The organism is Iodobacter fluviatilis (genome assembly GCF_900451195.1).
Taxonomy (GTDB): Bacteria; Pseudomonadota; Gammaproteobacteria; order Burkholderiales; family Chitinibacteraceae; genus Iodobacter; species Iodobacter fluviatilis.
Genome location: NZ_UGHR01000004.1, coordinates 444025 through 455987 on the forward strand (window position 1 = coordinate 444025; position 11963 = coordinate 455987).

Consider the following 11963-nt stretch of genomic DNA (forward strand, 5'->3'; position numbering starts at 1 on the left):
AAGGCGTATTGGGCCCGTAAAGGGCGGCAATACGCCTTAGGAGTGGATACGGCGCAAAGGGGATGCGCCGTATGCTGTTTAATTCACGCTGTATTCCTTAATATCCTTCGGCAGTTTAAACAGCCACAGTCGTGAAGGGGCTTGAGTTGTGTCGCCGCGGCTGATATTAAATTTCACCGCGTCGGCTGCTGCCGCTGCGCCATCAATTTTGCAGCCGCTGAGCTTGCCGTCGCTGATCACGCAATCGGTGGCGGTTTTGCCTTTGGCGTCTTGCAGGCTGGCTTTGATATCAAAGTCATTGTCGTTCACGATGGCGATGGTTTTGCCGTCGATCATGGTTAAGCCTTCTGATTTCTCTGCTAAATAGCCAAAGCCGCCAGGCAGTGCATCGTAATCAAACAGCTTGGTACGTTTCACCATCTGGATACCGGCCAGATCGGATGCCGCGCCAAACTCCAGATCCCGCTTATCGCCCAAAGTTTTGCCGCTCAGATCTGTGGCGCTGCTGATATCGATCAGATAAATACTGCGGTGCATCAGGCCATCTTTTTGAATGCCTTGTTCGATCAGCAGAAAGCGAGTGTCAGAGATTGCCAGCAGGTCGCCAATTTTCAGCTCTTTGCTTTTGCCATAGTTGGCGTCAATCGGGTATGCAAACATGCGGGTGGCTTTGGTGGCTGGGTCGTATTCTGCGATCCGCGTAAACAAGGCCTTAGTCGATTTATTGTTTTTGCTGTCGCTGATTTCTAAATTGCTTTGTACTGCGGCGTAGATTTTGCCGCTGTTTGGGGTAATAGCAATCCCTTCAAAGCCACGATTAGGCTGGCGATTGGCGAGCACAGCGGGTAAGCCACCTGCACCGGGGTAAAGTTTTTCGGCGATCTTGCCGGTTTTTGGGTCGATACGGATGAGGAAGGGGCCGTATTCATCGCAAATCCATAAGTCGCCATTTTTATCGACCACGATGCCTTCAGGGTCGATGCCGTTTTTATCGGTGGCGAGCGTTTGCAGGGTATCGGACAGAGGCACTTCTTTGCTGGAGCCAACTTCATTGGCAGCCGTTGGGCGCCCCGTGGTTTTGCTGCCGTCGGCATTTAAAATATCAGTGACTGAAACAAGGCTGGCTACGCCGTCTTTTAAGCGCATGACGCCAAATTTAGGCGTGAAATCGGGGGCGGGGAATACTTTTGTGATATTGCCATCGGCCAGATTAGGCGAATCGGCATTGGGGCCACGATCGCTCAATACATAAAATTCAATTGCGCCATCTTTGGTTTTTTCTTTAAAAGCCAGTGCCGAGCCCATGCTAAATGGAAATCCATTCGGGAAAGTGGCTTTCAGGCCCGCTAATGTGCCCGGATAGGCCACATTAAATTTAGGATCGACGACGATCTGATGCTTGGTCACGCTGATATCGCCGACCTTGCTGGTATTGTCTTTACCAAACTGGCTGGCGAGTGTGGATTCAAAATGCTCGCTGGCCAAATTACGGTCGCGCACCTTTAAGCCGAGTTTTGCGAGCTCCGTACCAAAGTCATTGCCACTTGCGGCTAATTTGATGCTGGATTCTGTTAATGATTTTAATAAATCGCGCTGGGCCGCTTCAAGTTTAATCCCATTGGCCGGGTCGCCATCGCTATCCAGTGTTTGCAGTAATTGCGCGATATTAAGAGCTTTATCATTAAAGCCACCGCTTAAATCAGCAGGGGATAATTTAGCGGTAGCAATGGCTTTGCCTAAAACTACGCCGCCAATTTTAAAAGTGATTTCGTCACCTACCTGATATAAATAAAATCCATCGGCCTTGGTGTATTGCGCGCTTGGGTTGCTGGTGGTGCTGTATTCCAAGCCTTCTGTGGCTGAGTCTTGAAATACACCACTGATTATAAAGGGTTTGTTGTTTGTGCTGGTGGTGGTATCGGTGCTGTCGCTATTGCAAGCGGCTAATAGTGAGCTAAGCGCAATACTCAGCGCGATTGTGCGTCGTTTCATTGAATAACCCCTTTATTAAAATTAAATGAATAGTGCCATTTGAATATGACAAAGGGGTTAAGGCTGTGGTGTAGGCTAATTTATTGATTGAATTGCTTCTCTCTTTTTTAGGCTGCATTAAGTACTTAGGTATAAATTATCTTATATTTTTAAATAATGCATTTTTTATAGGGTCTACAACGCCCAAGTCGTTGCGCACCAAGGGCGGTGCGCAAGAAAAACATTTGCACACCCTATAAAAATCATCTGTTTTATATTAAAAAATGCATCGATAATTTATACAGAACGATTTAATCCTTATAAAAGTAAATGTAATGATTAAATTAACGCAATAAAAAACGCCATGCAATCATGCATGGCGTTGTGTTTTTTTAACTAATTAATGCTTAATGCTTAATGTTTTGATGCGCCTTCCGCACCCACACCGGTCATAGAGCGGATAAATTGTGGCAGGAATTGAGCACGTTCAGATTCTGCTTGTGTGCTCTTATCTGTGATAGAGAAAAGCCATGTCATCACAAACGCTAAAGTCATTGAGAAAATAGCTGGGTTTTTATAAGGGAATAATTCGCTGCCCTTAGCGTGGCCCAGTGTATCTACCCAAACGGCTGGTCCGAGGATAATCAAGACCACTGCGCAGATCAGGCCGGAGTAGCCACCAATTACGGCGCCACGAGTAGTCAGGCCTTTCCAGAACATGGATAAAAACAGTACTGGGAAGTTGGCAGATGCCGCAATCGAGAATGCCAGGCCCACCATAAAGGCGATGTTTTGCTTCTCGAACATAATGCCCAGCAAGATGGCGACTACACCTAAGGCCACGGTTGCATATTTAGAAACGCGGATTTCTGTGGCTTCATCCACGCGTCCATGACGCCATACACTGGCGTAAAGATCGTGTGAAACCGCCGATGCGCCAGAAAGGGTAAGGCCGGATACAACCGCAAGAATGGTGGCAAAGGCTACGGCTGAAATAAATCCGAGGAATAAATCACCGCCCACAGCATGCGCAAGGTGCACCGCGGCCATATTAGAGCCACCCAGCAGCTTGCCAGCTGCGTCTTTATACGATGGATCGGTGGACACCAGCATAATCGCGCCAAAGCCGATAATGAAGGTCAGGATGTAGAAGTAGCCAATAAAGCCGGTGGCTACAAACACGGATTTACGCGCAGCCTGAGCATCTTTTACGGTAAAGAAGCGCATCAGAATGTGCGGCAAGCCTGCTGTACCAAACATCAGGGCAAGGCCAAGAGAGATCGCGTCAATCGGGTTAGAAACTAGGCCGCCGGGTGCCATGATGTTTTTGGCGGCTTTTGCTGCAGCTTTGGCCGCATCAGATGCTTTTTCGACTAGCGTCGCTGCATCTGCTGAGTGATTGGCTACGGCTTGTGCGGCAACATCTGATGCTGCTGTTGCTTTCACTGCCAAGAGCTGAGCCCCTGCTTGTTTAACATGTACGGCTTGGGCAAACATGCCTTCAACGCTGAAGTTCACATGTTTAAGCACCATAAAGGCCATAAAACTGGCGCCGGATAAGAGCAGCACCGCTTTAATAATCTGTACCCATGTGGTGGCCAGCATGCCGCCAAAAATGACGTAAATCACCATCAGAATGCCAACCATAATGACGGCGGTGTTGTAATTCATGCCAAACAGCAGCTGAATCAGCTTACCTGCGCCAACCATCTGGGCAATCAGATAGAGCGCCACCACAACCAAGGTGCCGGTGGCCGCAAAGGTACGTACCGGGCCTTGCTGCAGGCGATAAGAGGCTACATCGGCAAAGGTGTATTTTCCTAAGTTACGCAGGCGCTCTGCCACGAGGAAGGTAATCACAGGCCAGCCTACCAAAAAGCCCAGCGAGTAAATCAGCCCGTCGTAACCAGTATCAAATACTAAGGCGGAAATCCCTAAAAATGATGCGGCTGACATATAGTCGCCCGCAATGGCCAAGCCATTTTGAAAGCCTGTAATGCCGCCGCCTGCAGAGTAAAAGTCTTTGGCGGAGCGGGTGCGGCTGGCCGCCCAGTAAGTCACACCCAGCGTAAACGCCACAAACAGAAAAAACATAATAATGGCGTGCCAGTTCATGGCTTGCTTGGTGACCGGGCCGTCGATCGTGCCAGATGCCCAAGTTGGCAAGCTGGCGAACGCCATCAGGGCAGCGCAGCTCAGCTGCTTTTGCAATTTATGCATCATTGCTTTGCTTCCTCGATAATTTCACGGGTCAACTGATCAAATTCAGTAGCGCGGCGTACATAAATGCCAGTAAGTACAAAGGCCGATAAAATCACCAGGATACCAATTGGAATCCCGATGGTGGTGACGCTGCCTGTAGAAAGCGGGATCCCAAGTGTCTTGGGGGAAAATGCGATCACCAGAATAAAGCCGTAGTAAATCACCAGCATGACTGATGATAAAAGCCACGAGAGGCTGGTTTTCTTCTGGACCAATTCTGCAAATTTAGGGTTTTGCTGAATACGGTCGATGATAGTTTCACTCATGCTTAGACTCCTCCTTGAACAAGGTGGATCCCGGAAGGGACAACCGATACATAATGTAACGACAGCAACCCTTTGATGCTAATTGCAATTTTTGATGTACAAAATCAGCAAAACTGATGTTGCATTGCACTGGTATTGCTTGGGGCTTACTTTCTTTTGTGGATTTTATACAGGCAGACTACGGTATTTTTACCGGAATAAGCTGACAGGGCTGGGGTTTTTAAGCATACTTTCCGCATGGAAATCTACCAACTCCGCACTTTTATTGCCGTTGCACAGCAGGGGCATTTAACTCAGGCAGCAGAATTACTTCATCTCTCTCAGCCTGCCGTCACGGCGCAGATTAAGGCTTTAGAAGAGGAATTTGGCCTGCCTTTATTTGAGCGTTTCCCCGGCGGCGTGCAACTCACTGAAGCGGGAAAGCTGTTACAGCCCGATGCCGAGCATATTCTGGCCCTCGCCAGGGGGATGCAAAACCGAGCCAAAGCGCTGGCAGGAGAGCCAAAAGGGAAAGTTAAAATTGGCACGATAGGCGTGCCAGCGAGGCTGCGTTTAGGATCTTGGCTGGCCCATTTGCGCGAGAAATACCCGCTGATTTCGGCGCAAACCACGCATGGTATTTCGGTGAGTGTATTGAATGATGTACGCAAAAAAGTGCTGGATGGTGGATTTTATCTGGGCCGCAATCCCTATCAGAATGTCACTACTTTGCAGCTGACCGAGATAGGTTTCTGTGTTGCCTTGCCCCCCAGCATGGCCGCTGATCTGGCAAATGCGGATTGGAAAACCCTAGGTAAAGCACCTTGGCTGGGTTTATCACAATTTACCAGTTTGGCTGAAATCACTCAGGAGCTATGGCGCAGTCAGAATATCGCACCAAAAATTGTGGGAGAGTTCGATGAAGAAGCAACTTTGGTCGAATTAGTTAAAGCCGGAATGGGGGTGGCGATCTTGGCTGAGCGTACCGCAAAGCGCTTCGCAGCAGATGGCTCGATTGCTTTGTGGCGGGGAGGGGAGATTGCAGTACGGGTGCCCTTGCAGTTTATTTACTCGGCTGACAGGGAGCAGGATCCACTTATTGCGATGCTGAAGGGCTCACTTAAAACAGAATGGGATTTGCCCTGATTACTTTTTAATTTTTAAAATAAAAAAGCCAAACTGAGTTTGGCTTTTTTTGATGCTCTGGAAATACAAAAACCCCACCAAGGGCAGGGTTCGAGTATGAAGGCCACCGTACAACAACTGAATTACTTCAGCTTGGTTTCCTTGTAGATCACGTGTTTACGAACCACGGGATCGTACTTCTTGATTTCCAGCTTTGTTGGCATTGTGCGCTTGTTCTTGGTCGTTGTGTAAAAGTGACCAGTACCTGCGCTGGATTCCAGCTTGATTTTTTCACGCATGATTTCTTACCTCAGCCTCAAACTTCGCCACGAGCGCGGAGATCCGCGAGGACGACTTCGATGCCTAGTTTATCGATAGTACGGAGTGCTGCGTTAGATACACGCAGACGAACGAAGCGGTTTTCGCTTTCTACCCAGAAACGACGGCTGTGCAGATTTGGAAGAAAACGACGCTTAGTCTTGTTATTGGCGTGGGAAACATTGTTCCCTGTCACTGGGCGCTTGCCGGTGACTTCACATACTCGTGCCATGGCGGGTAATTCCCTGACTTCTGAGAAAAACCGGATTTATAGCATAGATCCCCGCCTTGTTTCAAGAGTTATGTCACTTTACCCTTAGGTAATTGTATTTTTTTTGTTGCTGTTTTATCGCTTGCAGCTAGGCTTTGCGCGGCTTGGCGGCTGGTTTAAGGGCGGTTTGTAAAGATGCAAAAATAATCGCGTAAATCAGGGGGCTGAATTTGCATTTTGGCATTGGAAATCGTGCTTTTCCTCTTGCCACTGGTTTGGGCTTCATCTTGTTCTATTTACTGAGAAAAATGCTCGCTGGCTGCGTAAAAAAAGCCGCTTATCCGGAAGAGAAGCGGCTCTTGTTATGGCGGGCATTAGTGCGCAGCAGTGAGGGCAGGGGCGGTGATGGTTTTATTCGCTTGCTGGAGCCAGTACAGTGCGATTGCCATTGGTTTCCATACCACTGACGAGGCCAGCGGCTTCCATCTGCTCAATCAGCCTTGCAGCGCGGTTGTAACCGATGCGCAGCTGGCGTTGCACGGATGAGATGGATGCACGGCGGCTTTTGAGCACAAAGGCCACTGCTTCGTCGTAAAGCGGATCGCTTTCATTGTTCGCATCGCTACTACTGCCGCCTGCGGCCGCCTCTGCTTCAAAGCCTCCGTTTAAAATGCCGTCAATGTAGTTGGGTTCACCTTGCTGCTTGAGGTTCTCAACCACCTGATGCACTTCATTATCGTCCACAAAGGCACCGTGTACGCGCAGTGGATAGCCGCTGCCCGGTGGCAGAAACAACATATCCCCCTGGCCCAGCAAGGCTTCTGCGCCCATTTGATCCAGAATGGTGCGGCTGTCGATCTTACTGGATACCTGAAACGCCAATCGTGTTGGGATATTGGCCTTGATCAGGCCGGTAATCACATCTACCGATGGGCGTTGGGTGGCCAGAATCAAATGAATACCCGCAGCACGGGCTTTTTGCGCTAGGCGGGCAATCAGCTCTTCAATTTTTTTGCCTGCCACCATAATCAGATCGGCAAATTCATCGACCACCACCACAATAAACGGCAGGTGCTCAAGGCGTTCAGGATCTTCTGGTGTCAAGGTAAAGGGATTGGTGAGCGGTTTACCGGCTTTCTCGGCTTCGCGTACTTTTTGGTTGAAACCCGCCAAATTACGTACGCCAAAGGTGCTCATCAGGCGATAGCGTTTTTCCATTTCGGCCACACACCAGTTCAGCGCATTGGCCGCCAATTTCATGTCGGTCACAACAGGGGCCAGCAGGTGCGGGATACCTTCGTAAACCGATAGCTCGAGCATTTTTGGGTCGATCATAATAAAGCGTACTTCGTCTGCCGTGGCCTTATAGACTAGGCTGAGAATCATGGCATTCACCCCAACGGATTTACCCGAACCAGTTGTCCCGGCTACCAGCATATGCGGTGCTTTACCCAGATCGGTGACGATGGGCTTGCCAGTGATATCTTTACCTAGGGCAATGGTCAGCTTGCTGCTCATGGCGTGATAGGGCTCGGAAGATAAAATCTCTGACAAGCGAATGATTTGCCGCGTAGGGTTGGGCAGCTCCAGTCCCATGCAGGTTTTGTCCGGGATGGTTTCAACCACGCGAATCGAAACAAGGCCCAGTGCACGGGACAGATCTTTCATCAGATTAACAATTTGTGAGCCTTTTACACCTACCGCAGGCTCGATTTCGTAGCGGGTAATCACCGGGCCTGGATAGGCTGCCACCACTTTGACTTCTACATTAAAGTCGGCCAGTTTTTTCTCAATCAGCCTTGAGGTGAATTCCAGCGTGTCTTTGCTGATTGTTTCTTTAGCAGGTGGCGCTACCGTTAATAGCTTGATCGGAGGCAGTGCCTGGTTGCTGGCGATGACTGGTAAGTCTTCAGCATTAAACAGTGGTACTTGTGCGGCCTTTTGCTGCTCTTCCTGCGCTTTTTTGCTGAGTTTGGCTGCGATAGCAGGTGCTTCGGTATGGGCTGCTTCTATACGGACCGGTGGCTTATCATCAAAACGTTTTTTTTCTGAAGTAACTTTTTCGCTGCGCTGCACTTTGGCTTCACGGCCGATTTTCCGATCGCGTGATGCCTGAATGGCATCTTTTGCTTTCAGCGCGCTCAGCTCAATCAGGGTTCCCAGATTTTCCATCAAGTACAGCCAGGATAAGCCGGTAAATAGTGAGATGCCGATGCAGATGCTGGCCAGTAAAAACAACGTGGCACCAGAAAAGCCAAAGCTGAGGTAGAGCCAGCTGCCCAGCGTTACGCCTAATATTCCACCCGGAGCCTGTGGTAATACCGCATGAATACTGTGTAAGCGCAGGGCTTCAAAGCTGGAGCTGGCCAGAATAATTAGCAGAAAACCGATACAGGCAAAAAGTACCGTAGGGCGTGCGCCATCACTCACATGATCAATCCGGCGATAGCCCCATAAAATGGCGGCGAAGCAAAAGCCTACCCACCACCATGCTGAAAAGCCAAATAAGTAGAGCAGAATATCGGCAATCCACGCGCCTACTGCTCCGCCGCGATTGTGGATTTCGGGCCGGGTGGCGCTATGAGACCAGCCAGGGTCACCAGGGCTGTAGGTAGAAAGAACAAGGACGAGGTAAATTACCAAGACGACCAGAATAAACCACCATGATTCGCGTAATAAAATAGCGATCTGTGGTGGTAAGGCGGCGCGGCTGGATACATTCGCGACGTTTTTTTTACGAAATATGGCCATGTTTGGCTTGGTTGCAATGAATATGCCGCTAATTATAGCGGCAACATCCTGCAAACAGCAGTTGACAGTTTAATTTGGGTAATAAGCCATTCAATTAGTGCAAAGGATCACTCCAGAAAACGTTTTTGCCAGCCTGAATAGAGCGCATAGGTCTGGTTGGCGTAATCGTCTTTATCTTTAAACTGGCTGGCTTCCAGCGGGTCAAATACGTGGTAATGCGCCACATGATTGGGGGAGCGCATGATTTGCCATATTTTTTGAATGAGTGTGGTATTGGGGCCCCATTCAAAGGCTTCCTGTGCTTCGTAATATAAAAATACCGGCAGGATGGGGATCTGGGTTTCGATAGAAACGATAAATGCGCCATATAAGAACTTATCCCAGAGACGACGGCCTTTACAGCCGCCTTCAGGATAAAGCGCAATAGAATGCCCTGCTTTTACCGCTGCAATCATATTGAGCAGTGCGGTTTGACGGGCCTCTTTTTCTTCGCGTTTTACAAATAATGTACCGGCTGCTTCAGCAATTCTGCCGACAAACCACCAGTGACGTACTTCTTCTTTTGCGAGATTTCTGACTGGAAAAAAGGCCGGAATACCAACGTCTTCCAGTGCAGAAGGATGATTGGCAATTAAAATATACTGGGGGGGAAGAGGTTTTTTATGGTGCTGGTGTAAACGCAGCTCTACCCCCAGCGCCCGGACAAAACAGCGGCACCATGCCTGAAATAAAGAGGGATACCGGGCTGACAAAAGCGCCATAGGCAGGCGTGCCAGTAAGAGCATCAGCAGAGTAAAGGCACAGAGATCAAGCCAGGCAAGGGTAAGGCGCAGCCATTTGGCAAACCAAAGCATGGCGAAATCTCCGCAGGGCACTTGCGAATAAGGTTTGTTTTAGGGGGCTGAAGTCTAATCCTGTTGATTTAACTGATGTTGTGAAGTTGTTGTTTGTGGCTAAGACAAAAAACCGGCCAGTTTGTTTTCCAGCACCCGTGGGTTTTCACCGTTGGCAATGGTAACCAGACCTTCAACCAGCATTTCGCGGCGTCTGACTTCGGTCTGGATATGTTGTTTCAGCTTATGCGAAACAGGCAGAAAAATCAGGTTGGCCATGCCTACGCCGTAAATGGTGGCGACAAAAGCCACAGCAATCCCGGCACCTAGTTTGGATGGATCGGTCAGGTTTTCCATGACATGGATCAGGCCCATCACCGCGCCGATAATCCCTATCGTAGGGGAGTAGCCACCGGCTGCTTCCCAAATTTTGGCGGCAGAGCGAGCGCGGTCTTCAAATACATCGATATCCAGCTCTAAAGCGCGGCGAATGACTTCAGGCTCTGCGCCATCAACCACCATTTGCAGTCCGCGTTTTACGAAAGGATCTTTTTCGCTTTGAACATAGGCTTCAAGCGCTAAAAGGCCGCCACGACGGGCTTGCTGGCCCCAGTTGACCAGCACGCCCAGTTGTTTTTTGAAATCGTGCTGAGGCGGAAGAAAAACCCAGCGCACCATTTTTAAGCCAGCAATAAAGTGATCCTGCCTGGTTTGCAGCATCACCGCACCTAGCGTGCCGCCAGTGACAATCATAAAAGCAGTGGCTTGCATCAGGGAGGCTACGTGCCCGCCCTCTAAAACTTGCCCGAGTACAACCGCCGTTAAGCCAAGTAAAATGCCAAATATACTGATTTTATCCATATCGCCTTATTGACCTGTCCAATCGCCTAAGCGCGCCCGCAGCCGGGCAATGGCCTGGCTGTGCAGCTGGCAAACCCGGGATTCGGTGACGCTGAGTACAGCACCAATTTCTTTAAGATTGAGTTCTTCGTCGTAGTAAAGTGCCATTACCAGCTTTTCCCGCTCGGGCAATGCATCAATGGCTTCAATTAATTTTTGTTTGAAGTGTGTTTCAGAGAGTTGATTGAGCGGATTGTGCGCTAGATCGGCTACATTATGTTCGCTATGATGATTTTCTTCATCATCTTCAAAATCATCTAAGTGGACTAGCTGATGGCCCCGCGCTTCGGTGAGCATATCTTGGTATTCTTCAAGGCTGAGCTGAAGGTAGCTGGCCACTTCACTTTCTAGGGGGGCTCTGCCCAGAGTGTGGCCTAGCTTAACCAGTGCGGCTTCAATATCCCGCATATGTTTTCTGGCCTGGCGGGGCATCCAGTCGGCGCTTCTCAGCTCGTCCAGCATGGCGCCGCGAATGCGCTGAGAGGCAAAAGTTTCAAATAATACGCCTGCGCTGACGTCAAAATTTTTGGCCGCTTCCATCAGGCCCATCATGCCAACCTGTATCAAATCATCCACTTCCACGCTGGCAGGCAGACGGCTCACCATGTGATAGGCGATCCGTTTGACCAGTGAGGCATGGCGAGCGACATAATCATCTTCGCTGCTGGCCTGTGTCTGACGATAAAGAGAAAGTGCGCGTGGCGCTGGCATCTGTTTCTACTTTGAAGTGGCAAAATCAGTTTAGCTGAGAGCCTAGCGACTTGGGAGTAAAATCAGTTTGCTTTCTAATTGCTTAAAAGTACTTGCAAGAGCTAGGTCCAATCCTTCGGCTATATCATTCGCATTTGTGCCGTTTAAGGCTTTATTTGCCGTAAGAATAGTATCGAGTATAACAGGGGAATTCGCTGAACTTATGCGAATATGCAGTTTTGCTAATAAGTAGAGCTGTGCTTGCAGGCGCGGATAGAGAGCAAGTATTTTGCTACTTAATTGATAATCTGCTGTTTATTTTGAAAAAATAGTCAAATTTAAACCATCACATACCACCGTTGACATGGCCTCTGGCGTGGTGGCTTTTTCTGTGTTCACACTACTGCTTGCCTGTAAGCCGCAATACAAGTAATCAGTGTGATTGGCATGCCAATGTGCGCTGGCGCTTCGGGCCGCTGGAATGGCTGATTGCAACACCGGCCTTTCACCATTGGCATCATGCAAACGAAGCAGAGGGGCAGCGCGATCACAATTACGCCGCCATGTTTCCTTTGATTGACCTTGTATTTTCAACCTTACATCGGCCTCCTGCCATGGTGCTATGGCATTGATGAACCTATGGAAGCTGATGTACCA

11 protein-coding genes are annotated in these 11963 nt (G+C 49.3%); 2 read left to right on the forward strand and 9 right to left on the reverse strand.

From position 1 onward, the window contains the following. Positions 1–78: 78 nt before the first annotated feature. The 3 genes from DYD62_RS20715 to DYD62_RS20725 form a co-directional block, all read right to left on the reverse strand. Positions 79–1992: an esterase-like activity of phytase family protein gene (locus DYD62_RS20715; protein ID WP_115229772.1), complete on the reverse strand. Its 1914-nt coding sequence runs from the start codon at positions 1990–1992 to the stop codon at positions 79–81. Positions 1993–2385: 393 nt separating this feature from the next. Next, positions 2386–4194: a cation acetate symporter gene (locus DYD62_RS20720; RefSeq protein ID WP_373280373.1), complete on the reverse strand. Its 1809-nt coding sequence runs from the start codon at positions 4192–4194 to the stop codon at positions 2386–2388. Then, positions 4191–4499, reverse strand: coding sequence for a DUF485 domain-containing protein (locus DYD62_RS20725; RefSeq protein WP_115229777.1), 309 nt, complete (start codon positions 4497–4499; stop codon positions 4191–4193). Before DYD62_RS20725 ends, DYD62_RS20720 begins: the two co-directional genes overlap by 4 nt. Positions 4500–4736: 237 nt before the next feature. Between DYD62_RS20725 and DYD62_RS20730 the strand changes: the two genes are divergently transcribed. Then, complete coding sequence (locus DYD62_RS20730) at positions 4737–5624, forward strand: LysR family transcriptional regulator (protein WP_115229779.1); 888 nt, start codon at positions 4737–4739, stop codon at positions 5622–5624. A 122-nt stretch (positions 5625–5746) separates the two neighbouring features. On the opposite strand, the gene rpmG is transcribed toward DYD62_RS20730, so the two are convergent. The 6 genes from rpmG to DYD62_RS20760 form a co-directional block, all read right to left on the reverse strand. Beyond that, positions 5747–5902: a 50S ribosomal protein L33 gene (rpmG, locus tag DYD62_RS20735; RefSeq protein WP_046350383.1), complete on the reverse strand. Its 156-nt coding sequence runs from the start codon at positions 5900–5902 to the stop codon at positions 5747–5749. 17 nt (positions 5903–5919) lie between these two features. Further along, complete coding sequence (gene rpmB, locus DYD62_RS20740) at positions 5920–6153, reverse strand: 50S ribosomal protein L28 (RefSeq protein WP_082752868.1); 234 nt, start codon at positions 6151–6153, stop codon at positions 5920–5922. A 390-nt stretch (positions 6154–6543) separates the two neighbouring features. Continuing rightward, positions 6544–8883 (reverse strand): DNA translocase FtsK, encoded by a 2340-nt coding sequence (locus DYD62_RS20745; RefSeq protein ID WP_115229782.1) that lies wholly within the window; start codon positions 8881–8883, stop codon positions 6544–6546. A gap of 107 nt (positions 8884–8990) precedes the next feature. Then, complete coding sequence (locus tag DYD62_RS20750) at positions 8991–9737, reverse strand: lysophospholipid acyltransferase family protein (RefSeq protein WP_115229784.1); 747 nt, start codon at positions 9735–9737, stop codon at positions 8991–8993. Positions 9738–9836: 99 nt separating this feature from the next. Beyond that, positions 9837–10577, reverse strand: a complete 741-nt coding sequence (locus tag DYD62_RS20755) for a flagellar motor protein (RefSeq protein WP_115229786.1) — start codon at positions 10575–10577, stop codon at positions 9837–9839. Positions 10578–10583: 6 nt separating this feature from the next. Then, a complete protein-coding gene (locus tag DYD62_RS20760) occupies positions 10584–11327 on the reverse strand; it encodes an RNA polymerase sigma factor FliA (RefSeq protein ID WP_115229789.1) in 744 nt (247 codons plus the stop codon). A 338-nt stretch (positions 11328–11665) separates the two neighbouring features. Here DYD62_RS20760 and DYD62_RS24490 point away from each other — a divergent pair, with 338 nt between their 5' ends. After that, positions 11666–11938 (forward strand): sterol desaturase family protein, encoded by a 273-nt coding sequence (locus tag DYD62_RS24490; RefSeq protein WP_339360815.1) that lies wholly within the window; start codon positions 11666–11668, stop codon positions 11936–11938. Positions 11939–11963: the final 25 nt, after the last annotated feature.